Source organism: Pseudomonas sp. FP2338 (assembly GCF_030687515.1).
Classification (GTDB): Bacteria; Pseudomonadota; Gammaproteobacteria; order Pseudomonadales; family Pseudomonadaceae; genus Aquipseudomonas; species Aquipseudomonas salomonii.
On sequence record NZ_CP117436.1, the window covers coordinates 860,780 to 882,212 of the forward strand.

Annotated in this window: 25 protein-coding genes; 11 read left to right on the top strand and 14 right to left on the bottom strand. The window is 57.8% G+C overall.

The features are described 5' to 3' along the window. Positions 1–250: 250 nt before the first annotated feature. The 11 genes from PSH96_RS03665 to sctU are packed head-to-tail and all read left to right on the top strand — an operon-like array spanning position 251 to position 10,418. Positions 251–1,348: a TyeA family type III secretion system gatekeeper subunit gene (locus PSH96_RS03665; protein ID WP_305457572.1), complete on the top strand. Its 1,098-nt coding sequence runs from the start codon at positions 251–253 to the stop codon at positions 1,346–1,348. Next, complete coding sequence (gene sctV, locus PSH96_RS03670; RefSeq protein WP_305457574.1) at positions 1,345–3,438, top strand: type III secretion system export apparatus subunit SctV; 2,094 nt, start codon at positions 1,345–1,347, stop codon at positions 3,436–3,438. Before PSH96_RS03665 ends, sctV begins: the two co-directional genes overlap by 4 nt. A gap of 37 nt (positions 3,439–3,475) precedes the next feature. Then, positions 3,476–4,375, top strand: coding sequence for an FHA domain-containing protein (locus tag PSH96_RS03675; RefSeq protein ID WP_305457576.1), 900 nt, complete (start codon positions 3,476–3,478; stop codon positions 4,373–4,375). Further along, positions 4,372–5,727, top strand: a complete 1,356-nt coding sequence (locus PSH96_RS03680) for a FliI/YscN family ATPase (RefSeq protein ID WP_305457578.1) — start codon at positions 4,372–4,374, stop codon at positions 5,725–5,727. The genes PSH96_RS03675 and PSH96_RS03680 overlap by 4 nt, the downstream gene beginning before the upstream one ends. Next, a complete protein-coding gene (locus PSH96_RS03685) occupies positions 5,714–6,142 on the top strand; it encodes a YscO family type III secretion system apparatus protein (protein ID WP_305457580.1) in 429 nt (142 codons plus the stop codon). Before PSH96_RS03680 ends, PSH96_RS03685 begins: the two co-directional genes overlap by 14 nt. Continuing rightward, entirely contained in the window at positions 6,139–6,594 is a 456-nt protein-coding gene (locus tag PSH96_RS03690) for a type III secretion system HrpP C-terminal domain-containing protein (RefSeq protein WP_305457581.1), read from the top strand. Before PSH96_RS03685 ends, PSH96_RS03690 begins: the two co-directional genes overlap by 4 nt. Then, complete coding sequence (locus tag PSH96_RS03695) at positions 6,594–7,604, top strand: FliM/FliN family flagellar motor switch protein (RefSeq protein WP_305459978.1); 1,011 nt, start codon at positions 6,594–6,596, stop codon at positions 7,602–7,604. Before PSH96_RS03690 ends, PSH96_RS03695 begins: the two co-directional genes overlap by 1 nt. Then, positions 7,601–8,254: a type III secretion system export apparatus subunit SctR gene (sctR, locus tag PSH96_RS03700; RefSeq protein WP_305457583.1), complete on the top strand. Its 654-nt coding sequence runs from the start codon at positions 7,601–7,603 to the stop codon at positions 8,252–8,254. The genes PSH96_RS03695 and sctR overlap by 4 nt, the downstream gene beginning before the upstream one ends. A 7-nt stretch (positions 8,255–8,261) precedes the next feature. Further along, on the top strand, positions 8,262–8,525 hold the full coding sequence (sctS, locus tag PSH96_RS03705; RefSeq protein ID WP_138816950.1) for a type III secretion system export apparatus subunit SctS: 264 nt from the start codon (positions 8,262–8,264) through the stop codon (positions 8,523–8,525). 10 nt (positions 8,526–8,535) lie between these two features. Next, positions 8,536–9,324 carry a type III secretion system export apparatus subunit SctT gene (sctT, locus tag PSH96_RS03710; RefSeq protein WP_305457586.1) on the top strand — a complete coding sequence of 263 codons (789 nt, stop codon included), beginning with the start codon at positions 8,536–8,538 and terminating at the stop codon, positions 9,322–9,324. Beyond that, positions 9,321–10,418, top strand: a complete 1,098-nt coding sequence (gene sctU / locus PSH96_RS03715) for a type III secretion system export apparatus subunit SctU (RefSeq protein WP_305457588.1) — start codon at positions 9,321–9,323, stop codon at positions 10,416–10,418. Before sctT ends, sctU begins: the two co-directional genes overlap by 4 nt. On the opposite strand, the gene PSH96_RS03720 is transcribed toward sctU, so the two are convergent. The 14 genes from PSH96_RS03720 to PSH96_RS03785 all read right to left on the bottom strand — a co-directional run bounded on the left by PSH96_RS03720 (position 10,419) and on the right by PSH96_RS03785 (position 21,394). Beyond that, on the bottom strand, positions 10,419–10,790 hold the full coding sequence (locus PSH96_RS03720; protein WP_305457590.1) for a transcriptional regulator: 372 nt from the start codon (positions 10,788–10,790) through the stop codon (positions 10,419–10,421). Further along, entirely contained in the window at positions 10,787–10,990 is a 204-nt protein-coding gene (gene hrpT, locus PSH96_RS03725) for an HrpT family type III secretion system protein (protein WP_305457591.1), read from the bottom strand. The genes PSH96_RS03720 and hrpT overlap by 4 nt, the downstream gene beginning before the upstream one ends. Further along, entirely contained in the window at positions 10,987–13,128 is a 2,142-nt protein-coding gene (gene sctC / locus PSH96_RS03730; RefSeq protein ID WP_305457593.1) for a type III secretion system outer membrane ring subunit SctC, read from the bottom strand. The genes hrpT and sctC overlap by 4 nt, the downstream gene beginning before the upstream one ends. Positions 13,129–13,542: 414 nt before the next feature. Continuing rightward, the gene (locus PSH96_RS03735) at positions 13,543–13,776 is read right to left on the bottom strand and encodes a hypothetical protein (protein ID WP_305457595.1); all 234 of its coding nucleotides are present in this window, start codon (positions 13,774–13,776) and stop codon (positions 13,543–13,545) included. A gap of 105 nt (positions 13,777–13,881) precedes the next feature. Continuing rightward, entirely contained in the window at positions 13,882–14,475 is a 594-nt protein-coding gene (gene sctL / locus PSH96_RS03740; protein WP_305457597.1) for a type III secretion system stator protein SctL, read from the bottom strand. Next, on the bottom strand, positions 14,453–15,040 hold the full coding sequence (locus PSH96_RS03745; protein ID WP_305457599.1) for a type III secretion protein: 588 nt from the start codon (positions 15,038–15,040) through the stop codon (positions 14,453–14,455). Before PSH96_RS03745 ends, sctL begins: the two co-directional genes overlap by 23 nt. Continuing rightward, positions 15,030–15,809: a type III secretion system inner membrane ring lipoprotein SctJ gene (gene sctJ, locus PSH96_RS03750; RefSeq protein ID WP_305457601.1), complete on the bottom strand. Its 780-nt coding sequence runs from the start codon at positions 15,807–15,809 to the stop codon at positions 15,030–15,032. Before sctJ ends, PSH96_RS03745 begins: the two co-directional genes overlap by 11 nt. Before the next feature lie 7 nt (positions 15,810–15,816). Continuing rightward, positions 15,817–16,182, bottom strand: a complete 366-nt coding sequence (locus PSH96_RS03755) for a hypothetical protein (RefSeq protein ID WP_305457602.1) — start codon at positions 16,180–16,182, stop codon at positions 15,817–15,819. A 66-nt stretch (positions 16,183–16,248) separates the two neighbouring features. Continuing rightward, positions 16,249–16,416 (bottom strand): hypothetical protein, encoded by a 168-nt coding sequence (locus PSH96_RS03760; RefSeq protein ID WP_305457604.1) that lies wholly within the window; start codon positions 16,414–16,416, stop codon positions 16,249–16,251. Between the two features lie 162 nt (positions 16,417–16,578). Next, on the bottom strand, positions 16,579–17,523 hold the full coding sequence (locus PSH96_RS03765; RefSeq protein ID WP_305457606.1) for a sigma 54-interacting transcriptional regulator: 945 nt from the start codon (positions 17,521–17,523) through the stop codon (positions 16,579–16,581). A gap of 315 nt (positions 17,524–17,838) precedes the next feature. After that, on the bottom strand, positions 17,839–18,939 hold the full coding sequence (gene ychF / locus PSH96_RS03770) for a redox-regulated ATPase YchF (protein WP_305457608.1): 1,101 nt from the start codon (positions 18,937–18,939) through the stop codon (positions 17,839–17,841). 21 nt (positions 18,940–18,960) lie between these two features. Next, positions 18,961–19,545 carry an aminoacyl-tRNA hydrolase gene (gene pth, locus PSH96_RS03775; RefSeq protein WP_010213318.1) on the bottom strand — a complete coding sequence of 195 codons (585 nt, stop codon included), beginning with the start codon at positions 19,543–19,545 and terminating at the stop codon, positions 18,961–18,963. A 168-nt stretch (positions 19,546–19,713) separates the two neighbouring features. Then, positions 19,714–20,313, bottom strand: a complete 600-nt coding sequence (locus PSH96_RS03780) for a 50S ribosomal protein L25/general stress protein Ctc (protein WP_058419246.1) — start codon at positions 20,311–20,313, stop codon at positions 19,714–19,716. A gap of 139 nt (positions 20,314–20,452) precedes the next feature. After that, a complete protein-coding gene (locus PSH96_RS03785) occupies positions 20,453–21,394 on the bottom strand; it encodes a ribose-phosphate pyrophosphokinase (RefSeq protein ID WP_003208392.1) in 942 nt (313 codons plus the stop codon). Positions 21,395–21,433: the final 39 nt, after the last annotated feature.

Sequence of the window (21,433 nt, forward strand, 5' to 3'; positions counted from 1 at the left end):
GGTAGACGCTATCGAAATAAGTTCGACGGGAACCCCTTTTGCACTGGCTGTGCCAAGTGGAAAAATCGCTTAACTTGCTGATTTATATATATAAATATATTGAAATAGTGTGATTTTTGCGCAGGTACTTGCAAAACGGCAGGTGGTTTTGTGCGGGTATTTTCAAAGCAAAGAGTGTTTGTGGTTTTGATGGAACTGTATGGCACGGGGTTGCCACATAGAGACACAAACTCCCTGTCCTGGCATGCCCATGAAAGTCGAATTCAACCCCAATCTGCACAGTGCCCAGCGCTTGGAGCCGTCCGTTTCCGAGAAGGTCGCTCCGGCCCGATCGCAGGATGCTGCGCCAGGTTTGGATGCGCTCGCCGGCATTTTCAGCCAGGAAGCCGCCGCTCACAGCACCGCGTTGACCCGACGCGCCATTAGTGGGCCTGTCACACCTGTCGAGCAACTCGCGCAGCTCTATGATCGACTCGGCCATCCCGCCCAGAAAAGCCTGGCAAAGATGGTCATCGTGGCCAGGCAGTATCTGGAGCGCCAGCAGAGTCTCGAAAAGTTAGTCGAACTTACGGGTGGGGACCCTGCACGTACCTATGTCGTGCTTCGTCAGCTGACGGCGCAAGCCGAAGCACTCGTGCGCCAGACCCAGGCAGCGTCGACGCGTGACGCTCAAGTCAAAAGCGAGGCAGCGCTGGCACGTGCTGCGCTGGCCAAGCTGGAGATTCAATACAAGAGGGAGATCCAGGCGGGCCTCAATATTGCCCTGGCCCTGCAGTCAGGCAGTGATGATCCTGCGCAATGCCAGGCAATACGTACGCTCTACTACGCCAATGTGGTAGTGCGCCAATCCCTGGCCAGCATGATGCAGGCGCTTTTGAAAGAGTACGGTGGCGAGCAGTTTGAGGTCGGGCTCAATCTCATGCGCCGGGCGCTGGCGGATGATATTGCGGCGTACGTTTCGTCGATTCCTACCGCCAAATTGCGCACGCTTTTGTTGGGGCTACAGAGTTGTGGTCAATTGGGCGGGGTGCTGTCCAATTGCCAAGACCTGGTTCAGCGTCTGAACGTTGAACACGACGCCGTTGACCTGTTGCAGCGTCTATTGGGTTATGCCGGCAATGGCATTGCCCCCTCCGAGGTTCAACTGCTGGCGGATGACTTGGCTGGGGATGCGGCGGCCCGCCAGTTGGCCTCTCTCAATGCGCTCTATCCCTTGATCAAAGGTTTGCCTGCGGCCTTATGGCGCGACTCGCGTGGGCGCGAGGAGGCTTTGCATAACTTCCTGCTCGTGATGGATGAGTTCACGCGCCTGGAGAAGGGCCAGGCTGAGCCGAGGGCGTTGATGTGACGGTGCTGGCGTTTATCAACCACTGGCTGCTCAAGGTCGCACAACGTGCTGAAGTCCTGGGTGCTGTCGTGGTACTGGCCATTGTCTTTATCTTCATCGTGCCGCTGCCGACCTGGCTGGTGGATATCCTCATCGCGCTCAACATCTGTATTGCCTGCTTGCTGATCGTACTGGCGCTTTACCTGCCGGGGCCTTTGGCGTTTTCGTCGTTCCCCTCGATTCTGTTGCTGACCACCATGTTTCGCCTGGCACTGTCGATTGCGACCACGCGGTTGATCCTGCTGGAGCAGGACGCCGGTGACATCGTCGAGGCGTTCGGCAACTTTGTGGTGGGCGGCAACCTGGCCGTAGGGTTGGTGATCTTCATGATCCTCACCCTGGTCAACTTTCTGGTGATCACCAAGGGTTCCGAGCGGGTTGCTGAAGTGGCCGCACGCTTCAGCCTGGACGCGATGCCCGGCAAGCAAATGTCTATCGACAGCGACTTGCGTGCAGGACTGATCGACGGTAATCAGGCGCGGGACAAGCGCGACCAGTTGTCTCGCGAGAGCCAGCTGTTCGGGGCCATGGACGGCGCCATGAAGTTCGTCAAGGGCGATGCCGTTGCAGGTCTGGTGATCGTGCTGATCAACCTGTTGGGCGGCTTTTCCACAGGCATGTTCCAGCATGGCATGACCGCCGGCGAATCCATTGCGCTGTATTCGGTATTGACCATCGGTGACGGTTTGATTGCGCAAATCCCTGCGCTGCTGATCTCGCTGACGGCCGGCATGATCATCACCCGCGCCGCGCCGGATGGGCGCCGGGGCGTCACTAACATGGGCGCAGAAATTGCCCGTCAGATGACCAGCGAACCCAAGAGCTGGATGATTGCATCGGTGGGCATGCTCGCGTTTGCGGCGTTGCCCGGCATGCCGACCCTGGTATTCATTCTTATCTCACTGATGACGGGCTCCCTGGGCTATTACCTCGCGCGTCAACGTCAACGGCAAGAGGCTCCCGCGGCGGAGGCCACGCAGGCCGTGCGCCCGGAAGAAAACGGTGAAGAGGATTTGCGCGGGTTTGACCCGTCACGCCCCTATCTCCTGCAGTTTTCTTCCGTCTTGCGTGGAACGCCCGAGGTGGTTGATCTGGTTCATGGCCTTCGTCAAACCCGAAATGCGCTGGTTGCGAATATCGGGTTGACGCTGCCGCCGTTCGAAGTCGAACTCGACGACTCGTTGGCGGACGACGAAATGCGCTTCTGCGTACACGAAGTGCCGATGATCAAGGCTTCGGTTGTTACGCAAGTGGCCGTGGAGCGTACAGCCTTGGCGCAGGTACCGGAGCACGCGATACCGGGCCTGGCCGAACGCGATGAGCAGGATTGGGTGTGGTTGGCGCCAGATGATCCTTTGCTTGATGATCCCGCGATTGAGCGTTTCACTTCGACGAACCTGATCGTCGAGCGCATGAAGCAGGCGATGATGCTCTCCGGCCCCCAGTTCCTGGGGATCCAGGAGAGTAAGTCAATTCTCAGCTGGCTTGAACACAACCAGCCGGAACTGGTGCAGGAACTACAGCGAATCATGCCGCTGTCGCGTTTCTCGGCAGTCCTGCAACGCCTAGCTGGCGAAGGCGTACCGTTGCGTGCCGTGAGGTTGATTGTCGAGTCGCTGATTGAATACGGCCAGCATGAACGAGAGCCGGACGCTTTGGCGGACTACGCGCGTATTGCGCTTAAATCGCAGATTTTCCACCAGTACAGTGAGGCCGACGGCCTGCATGCGTGGCTGCTGTCTCCACAGACCGAAAACGTGCTGCGCGAATCGCTGCGCCAGACCCAGACCGGGGTGTTCTTCGCCCTTGATAATGACAGCAGCGCGTCACTGATCAACCTGCTCAACCAAGCCTTTGTGACTCGCCCCAAAACCAAGAGCGTGATGCTGGTTGCGCAGGATTTGCGCAGCCCCTTGCGCACTCTTTTGCTCGAAGAGTTCAACCATGTACCTGTGATGTCATTTGCCGAATTGGGAAGCACCTCAAAGGTGAAAGTGTTGGGGCGTTTTGACCTTGGCCAGACCGAGCTGATGCGTGGTACGGCGGCATGAAGACTGCGCCAGTTTCAGCACAGCGGAGCGTCCAATGATGTTCGAGCTGCGTGTTCTCGATGGCCTGCACCAAGGGGCTGCGCTGCCGCTGTTCGGTGAGCAGTGGAGCATCGGTGCTCATGCAGAGGCTGACTTGGTGCTGAGCGATCCAGGGATCGCCGAGCAGCATGCGGTGTTGCGGTTGGTCGGCTCCACATGGTCGGTGCAGGCCCAGGCGGGATTGTTGCAGGGCGCAAAAGGGCAGGTAGTGGCGCAGATCACGCATCTGGCGCTGGGCGAACAATTTGGTGTGGGCGCCATTCGGCTGTATGTCGCCGTAGCGGATCAGCCTTGGCCCGAAGCACCCACGCCGGCAACGCCAGCCAAGGTTATGGCCAAAGAAGCTCCCCATACGTTGAAGTTGTCGGCCCTCGGACCCTCGCAGCAAAAGCGCTTGATCAGCGTGGTGCTGGTGGTCGCAGTCATCATCATGGTGGTGGGCATTGCCTCCACCGGGGAGCGTGATCCGCAGGCCTCACTGATGCCAACAGGGCCCCAGAAAACCGAACTGGCCTCGCCGTTCGAGGTGCGCCAGCAGTTGCTGAATATGCTCAGTGAGCGTGATTTGAGCCAGCGGGTCAGTTTGCAGGTGATCAATGGCCAGGTTGCGCTCAACGGCGATGTTTCCGAGGAGGACCTGGCGTTGGTGACGCGCATGCTCGACCGATTTGGTGAGCAGTTCGACAGCGTGGTGCCAGTGCTCAGCCGTGTGCGTGCGCACGACAATGAGCTGCCATTCAAGATCGTTCAGATCATTGGAGGGGGGAACGGTCACGTCGTACTGGAGGATGGCACCCGACTGTTTGTGGGCGACCAAGTGGACGACTTGCGCCTCGTGATGATTGACAACAGCAAGGTGGTTTTCGAGGGCGCGCAGCGCTATGAGGTGCGCTGGTGATTAAGGACTTGCAGGCGCGCCTCGACACATGGCAGCGGCAACAGACCCAGACGCTGGCAGGTTTTGCGCCGGTGACGATACGCGGGCGCGTGCAGCGTGTGAACGGCATGCTATTGCAATGTCGACTGCCTCAGGCACGCATAGGCGACTTGTGCCAAGTGGAAAAGCAAGGCGAGCACATGCTCGCCGAAATTATCGGATTCGACCAGCAGGACGCGGTACTCAGTGCGCTGGGTAACCTGGAAGGCGTGCGTGTGGGGGCCAGCGTAGAGCGTTTGGGCATATCCCATCAGGTACAGGTCAGCGAGAAGTTGTTGGGCCAGGTGCTGGATGGATTTGGGCGGCCGATTACCGGTGAAGGCGCCAGCGCTTTTGCGCTGGTCGACTCGCCGGACACCAGCCCCGTTTTGTGCGAAGCGCCTTTGCCCACCGATAGGCCGCGAATCAACCGCGCGTTGGCCACGGGCGTGCGTTCGATCGATGGCCTGTTGACGCTGGGCGAAGGGCAGCGTGTCGGCCTGTTTGCCGGGGCCGGCTGCGGCAAGACCACGTTGCTGGCAGAGATAGCCCGCAACGTTGAGTGTGACGTGATTGTGTTCGGCCTGATCGGCGAGCGAGGCCGGGAGCTGCGCGAGTTTCTTGATCATGAGCTCGATGATCAGCTGCGCGCCAAAGCCGTACTGGTGTGTGCCACCTCTGATCGTTCGAGCATGGAGCGGGCACGCGCAGCCTTCACGGCGACCGCCTTGGCCGAAGGCTTCCGACGCAAGGGCAAGCGCGTGTTGCTTTTGATCGATTCCCTCACACGGTTCGCCAGGGCCCAGCGAGAAATTGGCCTCGCCGCCGGCGAGCCCCTGGGCCGTGGTGGCTTGCCACCTTCGGTGTACAGCCTGTTGCCGCGGTTGGTCGAGCGTGCCGGGTTGACGCGCGAAGGTGTGATCACGGCGATCTACACGGTGCTGATTGAGCAGGACTCCATGAGCGATCCGGTGGCCGATGAAGTTCGCTCGCTGCTCGACGGCCATATCGTGCTGTCTCGCAAGCTCGCCGAGCGTGGGCACTATCCGGCAGTGGACGTATTAGCCAGCCTTTCGAGGATCTTGAGCAACGTGGCCGAGCCCGGGGATATCCAGGCCGGCACGGCGCTACGTCGGCTGTTATCGGCGTACCAGCAGATCGAGCTGATGCTCAAGCTGGGCGAGTACCAGCCGGGTAGCGATGCATTGACCGACTTAGCGGTAGACAGTCGCAGCGCAGTGGACAGTTTTCTGCGCCAGGACTTGCGTGAACCCTCGCCGATGGCGGCCACACTGGAGCAACTCAAGGAGCTGACGGCCTATGTCCCATTCTGACGTGTCGATGGCTGAAATCGAGACCCTGCGGCGCCTGCGCCGCCATCGGGCCGACCGCGCTGAACGGGCCTTGCGTGAGGCCAAGCGAGCGCGGCAAACCCTGCAGACCCATATTCAACAAGCCCAGCAAGCCCTTGAGCAAACCCGCCAGGAGGAGGCTCGGCAAAGTGCGCAGTTGCTCAGCCAGCATCAGGGCCAGGTGCTGACGCTCAAAGCGCTGAACGCCTGGGGGTCACAAGAGCGTTCGTTGTCGGCCAGCACTTTGCGCGACGAAGGCCAGGTGCAGGCACTGCAAGCGCAGCACAAGGACAAGGACATCCAGGTGGGCAGTGCCCAGAAGCACGCCTCGGAGTGTTTGCGCCAGGTGGAAAAACTTCAGGAGCTGTCCAATTTGCTCGCTCAGGATTCGCTATGACACAGGTTTCAAATACCGCGCCTGAGCATCGACGCACGCGTGAGCTACGGGAGGAACGCGAGCCTGGCGTTGGCGCCTATGTTCCCTTGGAACAAGGGCGACTGTTTGCGCATCTGCTTGCAGGCGGTGTTGCAGAGAAACGTTTTGGGCATTCGCGCCTGGATATCAAAGCCTCAGTCGAGGCAGCCAGGGCTGATGTATTGGTCGAGCAACTCGTGGCGCCTATTCAGGCCGGTACACAGTGGCCGCTGCAATTCGTGCTGAGCTTGCCGCGCCTGGGGCGGATCAACGCCCTTGTGCATCGTGAGCAGAGCAGTTGGGCCGTTGAACTGGACGCAGAGGACGATGCCACCAACCGTTGGCTGCGCGGCGTGCGGCAGCAGTGCCAGGATCGGTGCACGCAAGCCTTGGGGCAACCGGTCAGGTTCTACCTGCCAGGTGACCGTGCATGATGAAGGTGCCTTTTTTAGCGTTACCTGTGGTCAAGCAGAGCACGGTGGCTGCACGCCGCAGGCTGGGGCGTGGGCTGCGTTTACCGTTTCAAGTTGCAGGGCAAGCGGGTGAGCTGCTGATCGAGCCCGGGCGTGCCCCTGTTGGCGGCGAGGCGTTGTGTTTTGAAACCGCCCTCGGCGTGTTGGCGTTCGCCGAGGCGGGGCCGTTGTTGAGCCTGCTGGGTGAATGCCCCGTGCCATTGGCCAAGGCTGGAAATGACCCACATTCATGGTTCTGGGCGCTGTTTGAGCACCACCTCAGTCCCCAAGTGAAAGCGCTGTTTGGCTATATGCGATTGCTGGTGACTGCGCGTCCGGTGGGTTTTGGCTGCCGAATCAGCGTGACGTTGGGGGCCTCTCGGGTCGTGGGCTACGTGTGGCTGGCCCACCAGAGCTTTCTGGCGTTGTGCGAGGCCGCACCTTGGCGCTCTATCGCCGCGCCGATGCCGGCGCAGTTCCAGCTGGCAATTGCCGTGCCCCTTGGGACCTTGCAGCTACCCATCGCACAAGTGCGCAGCCTGCGGATGGGGGATGTGCTGGTGCTCGAGCAAGCTTATTTTCAATCCCAGGGCAATGGCTATGTGCAGGTCGGCAGGCAGCGCCTGCACGGCTGCATTGACGACGACACCGGGCCGCTGTGCCTGACCCTGACTTCTATAGAGGACACGAGTGTGAACGAGGACTTTTCAGCAGCCTATTACGCTGAGCCGGAAGATGAACCCGTGGCCGAAGTATTCGGGCGCGAACCGTTCGATGACTTGAGCATGGCGTTAAGCGTGCGTTGTGGAATGCTCAACTTGACGCTGGGCGAGCTGCGCAACCTGGTTGAGGGTTCAGTATTGGGCATTACCGGTTATGCACCGGGAATGGCCGGCCTGTACTACGGTGATCGGCCGATCGGCCAGGGGCAGTTGGTGGAAGTGGATGGGCGCTTGGGCCTGCAGGTGACGCGAGTGGTTTTTTCGCGATGAGTATTCAGGGCATAGACCCGTTTGTACTTGCACTGTTCCTCGCGGCATTGTCGTTGATGCCCATGCTGTTGATTGTGTGTACGGCCTTCTTGAAGATTGTCATTGTGCTGATGATCACCCGTAACGCGATAGGCGTGCAGCAAGTACCACCGAGCATGGCCATCAATGGCATCGCGCTGGCGGCGACGCTGTTTATCATGGCGCCGGTGGGTTACGAGATCGCCGAAACCGTCAAGGTATCGCCGCTGGATTTGAGCAGTGTGCAAATGGCCCTGCACACCGGCGGGGAGGCGATCAAACCCTTGCGCGCATTCATGCTGCGCAATATTGATCCGGATGTGTTGACGCACTTGCTGGAGAACACCGGGCGCCTATGGCCGGCAGCCATGGCCCAGGAAGTTCAGCGAGAAGACTTGATTCTGTTGGTGCCTGCCTTTGTGCTGTCGCAATTGCAGGCGGGGTTCGAGATCGGCTTCCTCATCTACATTCCGTTCATTGTGATCGACCTGATTGTCTCCAATTTGCTCCTGGCATTGGGCATGCAAATGGTCTCGCCGATGACCATTTCCCTGCCGCTCAAACTGTTGTTGTTCGTGATGGTTTCCGGGTGGTCACGGCTGCTCGACAGCCTCTTCTTTTCTTATCTCTGAGTGGCGTATGGAACCGATCGTGCTGTTCAAGCAGGGCATGCTGCTGGTCGTGGTGTTGTCGGCACCGCCGTTGATTGTGGCGGTGGTGGTCGGCGTACTGACCTCTCTTGTACAGGCGCTGATGCAGGTACAGGACCAGACCTTGCCGTTTGGCATCAAGCTGGTGGCAGTGGGAATCACGCTGGTCATGACGGGGCGCTGGATCGGTGTGGAGTTGATTCAACTGATCAATCTGACATTCGACATGATCTCTCGCTCCGCGCTGAACTGAGGTTTCACCTGTGCTGCACTATCTTGATTACCTGCCCAGCCTGTTGGTCGGCATGGCGCGCATCTACCCTTGCGCCTTTCTGGTCGCGGCGTTTTGTTTTCAACATATCCGTGGCATGCCACGCCACACCATTGTGGCGGCGCTGGCACTGCTGCCTGCACCAGGCATCTATGCAACCTTCGCCGACCAGGAATTCTCTACGCTGATGCTCAGCGCGTTGGTGCTTAAAGAGGCGGCCCTGGGGACATTGCTGGGCATATTACTGGCTATGCCGTTCTGGATGTTCGAGGCGGTGGGGGCGCTGCTGGATAACCAGCGGGGAGCCTTGGCCGGTGGCCAGCTCAACCCTTCGCTTGGCCCGGATGTAACACCCATCGGGCATCTGTTCAAGGAGCTGACGATTTTTTTGTTGATGGCCACCCTGGGGCTTGGGGCGCTCACGCAAGTGATCTGGGACAGTTACTCGATCTGGCCGCCAACCGTATGGTTTCCACTTCCGCACGCCCAGGGGTTTGGCGTATTTCTCAACCTGCTCGGCGACACGTTCACCCACATGATGCTCTACGCCGCACCGTTTATCGCGGTGCTGCTGTTGTTGGAGTTTGGCATTGCACTGCTGGGGCTTTATAGCCCTCAGTTGCAGGTGAGTACGCTGGCGCCACCGGTCAAATGCCTGGCGGGTATTGGTATTTTACTGTTGTATTTTGAGCTGTTGCAGGACCTGATCGTCGGCCGTTTAAGCCTGCTGACTGAACTCAGGCACGCCCTTGGGCTGATGTTCAAGGTGGGGATGCCATGAGTGATTCCGGTGAGAAAAAACACCCGGCCAGTGCCAAGAAACTGCGTGATCAACGCAAGAAAGGCCAGGTTGCCCAAAGCCAGGATGTCGGCAAGCTTCTGGTGCTGACCGCCATCAGCGAGCTCGCGCTATGGACCGCTGACCGCAGCCTGCAGCGGTTTCAGGAAATGCTGCTGCTGCCGATATCGCGCCTCAGCCGACCCTTTGTGTCAGCCCTGGAAGAGGTGTTGCTCGACGCCATGGTGGTGTTTTTTTCCTTTGCATTGCTGATGGCCTCAGTGGCGATCGCCGTCAAGCTGCTCAGTAGCTGGATGCAGTTCGGCTTGCTGTTCGCGCCAGAAATCCTCAAGTTGGATTTCAAGCGTCTCAACCCCCTTAATCAGCTCAAACAGATGTTCTCCGCGCAGTCGCTGATGAACCTGCTGATGGGGGTCGCCAAGGCCGTGCTGTTAGGTGTGGTGTTGTATGCGGTGATCGGTCCCTCCCTTGGCGCCTTGATCAATTTGGCCAACAGCGACCTGCCCTCCTATATCCTGGCGCTGATCGAGCTGTTTCGTTATCTGCTGCATGTGTGCCTGGGCCTGTTGCTGGTGCTGGCACTTATCGACCTGACGCTGCAGAAGCACTTCTTTGCCAAGCGCATGCGCATGACCCAGGTCGAAGTCGTCAAGGAGTACAAGGACATGGAGGGCGACCCCCATGTGAAGGGCCAGCGACGTTCGCTGGCGCAGCAATTGGCTCAGGAAGAGCCAAAGGTCAAGTTGCCCAAGCTCGAAGAGTCCGACATGTTGGTGGTCAACCCAACGCACTTCGCCGTCGCATTGTATTACCGCCCCGGCACGACACCGCTGCCATTGCTGGTGGACAAAGGCACGGATGCCGACGCGCGTGACCTGATCAAAAGGGCTAAAGCGGCTGACGTGCCGGTCATTCAGTGTGTATGGCTGGCTCGTACGCTCTATACCAATAAGCTTGGCGCCAGTATCCCGCGTGAAACCCTGCAGGCCGTCGCGCTGATCTACCGCACCTTGCGTGAGTTGGATGATGACGCCAAGCGTGAAACCCTGGAATTGCCAGAGCTGGAACAGCGTTGATCAACGCGTGGTGTAAGCATCCAATGCATCAAGGTTGGCCAGTGACAGCAGGCGGCTGATGGCACTCTCAAGCGCGTCGTGTTGAGCAGGTAGCGAGCGCCAGATGACCAAATTGCCTTGCGCGTCGAGATAGACAAAGCAACCGTCATACCTCACGGCTTGTTCAAAACGTTGCTCCAGCGCCCGTTGAACCTGCCCGGCTTGCAACGCTTCGCGCGCAACCTGCAAGGCCAACCCCTGGCGGGTGCCGGCCTGCAGCGTACACAGGTGGATACCGGGGAGGAGCTGCAGGTGAGCGGCAACGCCGCTGCGCACGTCGGCTAAAAAAACCTGACGATGCAGCGCATCGTCAGGCTGTGTCGTGAGGCTCATCGTTCCAGGGAAATGGTCTGGTAGTCTGCCCGTTCCCCAGAGGGGCCGGAGTCTACGCGCATCTCTGGCGGCCACCAGACCACCATTTTGTCACTGCTCGATTGCGGACGCGTGCAGGAGTCGCCTTTGCAGGTTGGCGTACAACCCGCGGCGATCATTGCTGCGCCGATCATGATAATGCTCAAGAGTCCGTGTTTCATGGCGTGGTCTTCAAGGGGGCGGTGAGGAGGGAAGGGCGGGGTGTGCCGATGTGTTCATCTTTCACGATGGGCCGCATGGCGATAAAGACTTCAGCTTCTTCACCCGGCTTAAGCCAGGCGCGTGGCCAGACACTGACTGCCAGTGTTTGTGAGTTGCTGCATTCTTTTTCATCGATGCGCACATTGCGTTTGATCTGGTTGCGCAGGACCACCACCGCCACATTGAACTGTGGGCCGGTGTACCACTGGCTGCGCTCGCTGTTGAGCGCCAACAGATCGCGCGTGGCGCACAGGGTGTCCAACTGCAGGGGCATTGGCCCTGCCTTGAAGCCGTCGGGCACTTCGCCGCTGACCAGGTGCGCCAGGGTGCTGGTGATATCGCTGCGGTTTATAGGCGGTTGATGGGCGGCTTGCCGGCGCGCCAGGGGCTTGAGGGCGGCCTGCAACTGGGCCTGGTCCTCCTGGGGCAAGTAACGCGAAGGGTCAGCCTGGTCACCGATGACCCGTGGGGTGAGGATGAACAAGCGCTCGCGTCGACTGTTCTGTCGTTCAGTGGAGGAGAACAATGCTTTGCCCAGCAAAGGAATATCGCCCAGCAGTGGCACCTTGCTGTGTTTGTCCTTGTTGTCTGTGACATGGAAACCACCGACCACCAATGAGCGTTTTTCCGCCATCACTGCCTGGGTGCTCACCTTGCCACGGCGAACATCGAGGTCATCGGGCTGTAGGTTGAACTCGTCGAAATTGCCGTCTTCAATATCCACCACCAAATGGATCTGGTGGCCACCACGGCTGGTGATCACCCGTGGCACCACCTGAAAGCTGGTCCCGACGGTCACGGGTAAAATGGTTGCGTAGCGACTGCCGGCCTTCAGGTATCGCGTGCGGTTGAAGTCGATGACCGCCGGCTGGTTTTCCAGGGTGAGCACGGAAGGGTTGGAGACCAGGGTTGCCAGCCCTTGGGCTTCCAGGGCACGTATGTGGGCGTAGAAGCGCCCGGGGTTGCCGATCGACAACTGCGAGGTCGTGCCCGGTGCCACATTGACGCCGCCACGCCAGCGGCTGTTTTGAAAGCCCCATTCAACCCCGAACTCTTGCAACTTGGTGCGTTCGATGTCGAGGATGATGGCGTCGATCTCCACCAGCTTGCGCGCAACGTCGAGTTGGGTGATCAGCTCGCGGTACATCGTTTGGCGCTCAGGCAGGTCGTAGATCAGAATCGCGTTATTGCGCACGTCGGCTTCAACCCGGATGCGGCTGGTAGCGCGTGGGGCGCGAGGGCCGAGTGAGGCGCCCGTCGACAGCCCCTCTGCGTTCCCGGGGTTGGCGAGCATCTGCTCGAGCAGCGGGTTGTTCAGCCGCGGCACGTTAGGTGTAATCAAGCCCGGCGGTGAAGAAGTGCCGGAAGATTGGGTGGCGTTGGCGACGGCGGAGTTGGAGCGCGGCTCCAGCAACCCACGCAGCACGCTGGCCACGCCTGCGATGGTCAGCTTTTCTCCGCGATAATCAATGGTGCGATCGGCCGCGTTGGCGTACTTGAGCGGGTAAGTCAGTATGCTCTGTTTTTCATCCGGGGATCTGCGCTGGCTGCTGAACTGTTTGATTTGCTCGATATAGCGTTTAGGGCCGGAGACGAGCACAACGCCATCGTCCGGTAATTCACCCCAGCCAAATCGGCTGTCGAGCAGGCCGATATCGGTCAGGGCCTTTTTTAGGTCTGCGATCGTTTCCGACGAAACCTCCAGCCGCGCAGACTCTTGCTGATCCAGCGTGCTGATGTACAGGGTGTTGTTGTACAGGTACCACTGGAAGCGGTGTTCGACCCCGAGCCTGTCGAGCATGGACTGGGGCGTGTTAGCGCGTATTTTGCCATTGACGACGCCCTCCAGCAGGCCTTCGATTTGCAGTTGGGTGCCGAAGGTCTGGGCGAAGTCCTCGAGCACTTCGCGTACAGGCTTGTACTGGGTTTCATAGGCATATGCCGTGTTTTTCCATGCCGAGGGAATCGCGGCAACGGCGCTTTGCAGAGGCATCAGCAGGCACGTCAGAACCACTGGAATGCGCCAGCCGGCGTGTTTCAATCGCGCACAGGGCGAGCTGATAGACAAGCGTAAACGCTTGTAAATGGGGTTATTCATATAGGGTTCTCTAGTTAATAAAACTGCGCACGCAGCGGAGTGGGCCCAAGGTTTTTGGGCGTTCTGGCCAACCGCTTGACCGTGGAGCGCCAGGTGTCGCGCTGATTGAGAAGGGATTCAAGTTGGGTAAAAAGAGCGGCCGGATTGGCTTCTTGCGAGACGCATTGAAGTAGCCAGAGCTGCCCGGTGGAGGGCTCGACCGTGAGCGCTCCCCGAAAATACGCCAGGCTTGCCCCACCCAGTCGTAGCCATGTTTCCATGGCTGTTTGTGTGGGCGGTGGCTGATGGGTAAGTTGGGCGCTGAGCAAAAAACACTGCGGGTAGCGACGCAGGTTTATGGCGTCGCTGCCCTCGTGCAGCGTGATTTCTTGCTCTGTCCCCACCCGCCAATGAGTGAGCCGCTCGCTGAAACTCTCAGGTCCCATTGAAAATGATTTTTCCCATCTCGGCCCGATGGCTGAGAACTGCCCCGGCGGCAGTCGTCTGTAGTATCAAGTCTTGTTTGAGCCTGAAGTGTTCACCCATCAGTGATGAAAACTCTCTCGAAGATATTTCGTCAGGCACGTCCTGGCCGAGCTGTCCGAACTGCCGGTTGTTTTTGATTAAATCCCTGAAGATTTGCCCGCCCTCGCGTGCGTCGAGTTTCATATGCTGATCTCCGTTGAACGTGTATTTTTTATGTGGTTTGCGTTTGGGATCCGTTCCACGATTTTTTAAATATCTGGTAAAAAATGCAGCAGGTCGGTTGAGAGGTTATTCCTCTGAACCAAAGTCTGAGTGAGGCACCAACAGCGCATCGATCGAAGAGGCCCAGTCGATACGAAAGCTGCCTTCCTCCGCCTCCAGGATCAGCACTTGTGGCTCAACGGACTCGTCACACTGCAGGCGCCAGGGCGCCTCGGTATGTTGATTCAACCAGTGCTCTACATCCGCTTGATCCTGTGGGTTGCAGACCAACTTTGCGCGGATCGCCGGAGCCTGGGCTACGAGCATTTGCTTGAGCATGGCCGACACCCGCTGAGTCGTCGTTGTGTCCTCGAGCAAGCTGCGAATGGCGCTGTGGGTGACCGATGTGGCGATGCGTTCGATGTTGTCGAGGATCGCCTGCTGTTGCGTGTGCCACAGGTGCAATTGGCGATTGGCGCGTTGCCAGAACTCATGCTGTGCCAGCAGCAGCAATTGGTCGCGTTGCACATGGGTCTGGCGCAGGATTTCATCGGCCTGATCCTGGGCACTGTTTAACAATTCGGTGTCGCGGGCGCAGTCCGCCAACGTTTCCAAAGGAATCAACGAGCCCGTGCGTGAAGGAAGCGGCTTGCTTAGCTCAATCGTGCGTTTGCACAGCATCGTCCTGGGACTCCTCGGCGAAGGAAAACACCGGCTCGTTGTTTGACGCACCGGTGCGCCATATAGCGGCCTTCCAAATTGTTTCGAGCTTGTCGTGGGTTTCACTCAGTCGAGGGGCTTGCTCAAGTGCAAGCACCCGGTGGCGGTCAAAGCTCAACCGCAGCCGCTGCCACACAGAGGGTTCTACCCAGGCGCGTAAATAGTGCAGGGGGTCTTCAGTGCCGATTTTCAGGGTGTTGGGCATCAGTGCCTTGGAAAGGCGTACGCACCAGAGTTGCAGGTCTTGGCTCAACGGCGTGTGAGTTTTGATCTGGTAAACACCGCCGACCAGCGCGAGGATGAGGTCTCTGCGTTGCGTAGGTTCAAGGACCAACTGCAGCAGGGCTGGAGACGGCTCGACAGGCAGGCATGGGTCAATTCCCAACGCCGTTGCCATTGCCGCATGCTGGCTCTGGCAGAGTGTTTTCGAATAGGGCAATGAAGGGTCGAAAGGCGGCCAGTCGTGGGGCGAATCGAGCCAGGGGCAGGCCCACCACTTGGCCCAGGTGAGGTTGTCATGCGTCATTCGCGTTCGGCTCGGCTTGTTGGGCGGCGCGCGCCTTTTTCAGCCAGAACCCCGCTGCTGCGCACCCGGCTACCAGGACGATAAAGAACAATGTAAGCATGGTCTGCCAAAAAGCGAGGTCACCCGGCTTAATCAGAAACGGCCCGAAGTAGGCGAGTTGCTGCTTTTGTTTGTAGGCGGTAGCCGGCACGAAGATCACGGTCAGTTTTTGCGGGTTTGCAACGGCCGTTGTCATGCCCGGTATGCTACTGGCGACCATCCGCCGAATGCGCGGCAGCAGGCTGTCAGGTTCCAGCCGTGGATCATGCTTGATGAAGACCGATGCCGAGGCCGGTTGTACCGGTTCTCCCGGTGCGACTCGCTCGGGCAGTACCACATGCACCCTGGCGACAAGAACCCCATCGATATTGGACAAGGTCGCTTCCAGCTCCTGAGATAACGCATAGATATAGCGGGCACGTTCCTCAAGCGGTGTAGAAATCACTCCTTCCTTGCGAAAGACGTCGCCCAGCGTGGACCGCGCAGTCTTTGGCAACCCGGCGGCGGCAAGCGTGTGGACGGCGGCAGCAATATCGTCTGTACGCACGCGAACGGCCACGCCGTCTTTTTCCAGCTGTTTTTGTGCCCGAATCTGCTTGTCTGCCAATTCAGCGATCACCTCATTGGCTTCCTGCTCGGATAACTTTCGGTGCAGTTCGACGCTTTCACCGCATCCGCTGAGCACCGATAAAAGGGTCAGCCATAAGAGAATAGAGCGGCAGCGGCGCATGGTTCACCTATTGCAGGTTAATGGTTTTCTCAACGAGCGAAGCACCGTGTTTTATGACCTTGACGCCGATGTTGAGGATTTCTTTTGATTCAATAATGGTCTTTGTGGCGTCCGCCATTTTTAGCTCGTTATGGGTCTTGGAATATTCACGCAGCAGCTTGGGGATTTTTTCGTTGTTGGATTTCAACCGCTCTGATTGGTCCATCAGCGACAGGCTGTTTCCTGAGGCGGAGGAAGCCTGCGAGTAATTTTTGTTCTGCTCCAGTGCCGCACTGAAAAAATGCGTGTCGTGGGTGCTATCGCTGCTTTTTTCGACGGAAAACCCAGGGGCACCTGAATAGGTTTCCCGTTCTTTATCAAGCGTTATGCGCATATTAATTACCCTCAGGGAACAAGTGAGGCTTTCTCTATAAATTAAACTAGAGAAAGCCTGTGTTACTTATTGTACTTTGTTAATTATTTGGCCCCACTTGCTGGCAATCGAAGCATCTTTGTCCAGCTTTGCCATCTCGAGCGTTTCTTTGTTTTTTTCCTCAGTCAGAGTTTTCATTTGGCTGAAAAGTTCTTTACTGCTCATGCCGCCACCGCCGCCGATTGGAGAACTCATACTTTCACCTTTGGTTTCACAAGTTAGTAGGTTTTTGCAATAAGCCTTTCGATTAACTGTGCTACATCGTTATTCGATAATCGACGCTCGTACATTGAGTGGCGACGCCTCTGGAAACAGTTCCATCGGTTGGTGGTTACTTGTTTCCATGTGTTTCATAGCTTATTGCGTTCCCGGAAACGGTGCGCAGGCGTTAAGTGCAACACCCAGCTGCTTCATTCTATAATAGAGGGTGCGCTTGGCGACACCGAGTTCCAACGCGACACAATCCACGCTGTAAGTGTGACGCTGTAAAGACTCTTCAATGAGTGTTTTCTCAATGCGCTGCAGACGGTCTTTCAGGCCCAGCTCCGAAGGTTCAGTCGTTGATGCCGATAAAGGTGGCAGCCCAAGCACAAAACGCTTGGCCGCGGAGCGTAGTTCGCGGACATTGCCCCGCCACGGATGGCACAGCAACTGCTGAAGCAGTTCGCTGGTGGGGGGCGGGGCTGCGCAGTTAAAGTGCTCCGCCTCTTGTTTAATCATCTCCAGAAACAACGGTACGATGCGCTCACGTCTGTCACGCAGCGGTGGCAGCTTGATGTTAATCACGTTCAGGCGAAAATACAGGTCCCGCCTGAAGTTGCCTTGCTCGACCATGTCATGCAGCGATTGTTGAGCGGACGCGATGACGCGCATGTCGACCGGGATGAAGCGTGTTGAGCCGAGCCGTTCAACGCCGCGTGATTCCAGCATTCGCAATAGCTTGGCTTGAAGCGAAAGCGGCATGCTGTCGATTTCATCCAAATACAACGTACCCAGGTGAGCTGCTTCGATAAACCCTGCGCGTGACTGCACAGCCCCGGTATAAGCACCACTGTTAACGCCGAACAATTGGCTTTCGGCGAGGCTTTCCGGGATAGCGGCGCAATTGACAGCAACAAAGTTGCCTCGACGGCCCGACAGGCGATGCACGCGTTGTGCCAGGGTATCTTTGCCGGTGCCGGTTTCCCCGAGCAACAAGATGTCAACATTAAGTGTCGCTGTGCTATTGATCGTATTCTCAATATCCGAGCCATCAATGAATGGCGTATCGGTTTCGCGTTCTTCGTGATCGGCGGCCGACATCGGATGGGGGCTCCACTCTCGTGATTATTTACGATTAAAAGGCAGTTATTCAAAACGTGCTGGGCAGAGCGTAAAGTATAATATTTCTCGTCGAGTATGCAGGTAAGAGTAAGCTAGGCATGCGTAGGAAAAGTCATTAACTTGTCGCTTAACATCATTCAAAACGGTTGAGCTGTTGTTTGCGCAATCAATAGGAAATATCTTAAGTTTTCAAATAACCAACAAGATGGCGATTGCCGACTGACAAACAACCGGCCACAAAAAAGCCGATGCAGTGCATCGGCTTTTTGTTTGCGGCAAAACCGCAGGTGGCGCTTATACGTTAAAGCGGAAGTGCATCACGTCGCCATCCTTGACGATGTACTCTTTGCCTTCCAGACGCCATTTACCGGCTTCCTTGGTACCGGCTTCACCCTTGTACTGGATGAAGTCGTTGTAGGCGATGACTTCGGCGCGGATAAAGCCTTTTTCGAAGTCGGTGTGGATCACGCCGGCGGCCTGTGGCGCGGTGGCGCCGACCTTGACGGTCCAGGCGCGGACTTCTTCGACACCGGCGGTGAAGTAGGTCTGCAGGTTGAGCATTTCGTAACCGGCGCGGATCACGCGGTTCAGGCCAGGCTCTTCCAGGCCCAGGGCCTCGAGGAACATGTCTTTTTCTTCGCCGTCATCCAGTTCGGCGATTTCCGCTTCGATCTTGTTGCACACCGGCACCACGATCGCACCTTCTTCCTCGGCGATGGCCTTGACCACGTCGAGCAGCGGGTTGTTCTCGAAGCCGTCTTCAGCGACGTTGGCGATGTACATCACCGGCTTGGTGGTCAGCAGGTGGAAGCCTTTGATCACGGCTTTCTCGTCGACGCCCATGCTCTTCATCAGGCTGCGTGCCGGCTTGCCTTCGGTGAAGTGCGCGATCAACTGCTCCAGCAGGCCTTTCTGGACCACTGCGTCCTTGTCGCCGCCTTTGGCGTTACGCGCAACTTTTTGCAGTTGCTTCTCGCAGCTGTCGAGGTCGGCGAAGATCAGTTCCAGGTCGATGATCTCGATGTCGCGTTTCGGGTCGACGCTGTTGGAGACGTGAATCACGTTCTCGTCTTCAAAGCAGCGGACCACGTGGGCGATGGCATCGGTTTCGCGGATGTTGGCCAAGAACTTGTTACCCAGGCCTTCACCTTTCGACGCACCGGCCACCAGGCCTGCGATGTCGACGAACTCCATGGTGGTCGGCAGGATGCGCTTGGGATTGACGATCGCCGCCAACGCGTCCAGACGCGGATCCGGCATCGGCACGATACCGCTGTTGGGTTCGATGGTGCAGAAGGGGAAGTTCTCCGCCGCAATACCGGACTTGGTCAGGGCGTTGAACAGGGTGGATTTGCCGACGTTGGGCAGGCCGACGATGCCGCAATTGAATCCCATGGTGTTTCCCCTCGGTAAGAGTCAGGCCTTCTGGCTGTGCAGGTTTTTCATCGCGCGGTTCCATTCACCGGCGAAGATATCCGGCAGCACGCCGAGGGCAAAGTCGATGCTGGCATCGAGTTTTTCCTGTTCGGCGCGTGGCGCACGACCCAGGACGAAATTTGAAACCATACTGGCAACGCCTGGGTGGCCAATGCCGAGCCGCAGACGGTAAAAATTATTCTGATTACCCAACTGCGCGATGATGTCGCGCAGGCCGTTGTGCCCGCCATGCCCGCCGCCGAGCTTGAGCTTGGCAACACCGGGTGGCAGGTCCAGTTCGTCATGGGCCACCAGGATTTCTTCGGGTTTGATCCGGAAGAAGCCCGCAAGCGCCGCGACAGCCTGGCCGCTGCGGTTCATGTAGGTGGTGGGAATCAGCAGACGAACATCCTGACCCTGGTGCGAGAAGCGCCCGGTCAGGCCAAAATACTTGCGATCGGCCACAAGGTTTACACCTTGCGCGTGGGCGATACGCTCAACAAAAAGGGCCCCCGCGTTATGCCGGGTCTGTTCGTATTCGGCGCCTGGATTTCCCAGGCCAACGATCAGTTTAATGGCAGTCACGACAGGGGCCCTTCCTTTGGAGTTGTGGGTAACATCGCCGACACCTGCGTGCGGCGAAAGTGGACAACAAAAGATCATTTACTCAAGAGTAAACGCCGCGTTATCGCCCGCTTTCTCGCTACGTTCCGGTCCGCGATGTTTCCTCAAGCTCCGACATTACAGAGTGAATTACTCTGCAGCGCCTTCTTCAGCTTCTGGTGCAACGCGTGGAGCGTGAACGTTTGCAACAGCTTTGTCATCACCGTGAGCCAGTGCAACAAACTCAACGCCTTTAGGGGCTTTGAGGTCGGACAGGTGGATGATGGCGCCGATTTCCAGAGCCGACAGGTCGACTTCGATGAACTCAGGCAGGTCTTTCGGCAGGCAAGTCACTTCGATTTCGTTCAGGACGTGCGAGATTTCGCCGCCTTTCTTGACCGGAGCTTCTTCGCCAACGAAGTGAACTGGAACGATAGCGGTCAGTTTCTGACCGGCAATTACGCGTACAAAGTCAGCGTGCAGCACGTGGCCTTTGGCCGGGTGACGTTGCAGAGCCTTGATGATCACGTTTTGCTTTTTGCCGCCAACGTTCAGTTCGATAACGTGGCTGTAAGCAGCATCGTTTTCGAGCAGTTTGGCGATTTCTTTGGCCAGCATGCTGATGGATTCAGGGGCTTTGTCGCCACCGTAAACTACAGCTGGAACCAGGCTTGCGAGACGACGCAGGCGGCGGCTCGCACCTTTCCCCAGGTCGGAACGCGCTTCAGCATTCAGAGTAAAATCGTTCATGTTGTATCTCCAAAATAACCACATTCGCCCCAGCGTTTGCGACCAGCGCTAAAGGCGATATGGGCAAAAAAGCCCCGCCCCAACAGAATGCTGGGGCGGGGCGCTTTTCGTCAGTGGGATGTTTCGTAAGGTTTGACCCTTATCGGAACATCGCGCTGATCGATTCTTCGTTGCTGATGCGGCGAACCGCTTCGGCAACTACCGGTGCGATATCCAGTTGACGGATACGCGAACAGGCTTGAGCTGCTGCGGACAACGGGATGGTGTTAGTCACCACCAGTTCGTCCAGCATGGAGTTCTCGATGTTCTCGATCGCTCGGCCCGACAGCACAGGGTGTGTGCAGTAGGCGAAGACTTTTGCTGCACCGTGCTCTTTCAAGGCTTTCGCCGCGTGGCACAGGGTGCCGGCGGTGTCGACCATGTCATCAACCAGAATACAGGTACGCCCTTCGACATCACCGATGATATGCATCACTTCAGAGTGATTGGCTTTTTCACGGCGTTTGTCGATGATCCCAAGGTCCACGCCCAGGGATTTGGCAACAGCCCGTGCACGCACGACGCCACCAATGTCCGGGGACACGATCATCAGGTTTTCAAAGCGCTGGTCTTCAATGTCATCCACCAGTACTGGGGAGCCGTAGATGTTATCTACCGGAATATCGAAGAACCCCTGGATTTGGTCAGCGTGCAGGTCAACCGTGAGAACACGGTCGATGCCTACCACGGTCAGCATGTCAGCCACGACTTTCGCGCTGATAGCCACACGTGCGGAACGCGGACGGCGATCCTGACGGGCATAACCAAAGTAAGGGATTACAGCTGTGATTCGAGTCGCTGAGGAGCGGCGGAAGGCATCAGCCATCACGACGAGTTCCATCAGGTTATCGTTGGTCGGAGCGCAGGTCGGCTGAATAATGAAAACATCTTTACCGCGGACGTTTTCATTGATCTCGGCTGTAATTTCGCCGTCGGAGAATTTACCGACAGAGATGTCACCGAGAGGGATATGCAGCTGACGTACGACACGTCGAGCCAGATCGGGGTTGGCGTTCCCCGTAAAGACCATCATCTTGGACACGCGCAGTACCTAGAGGCTGAGGGTAACCTGGATGAGTAT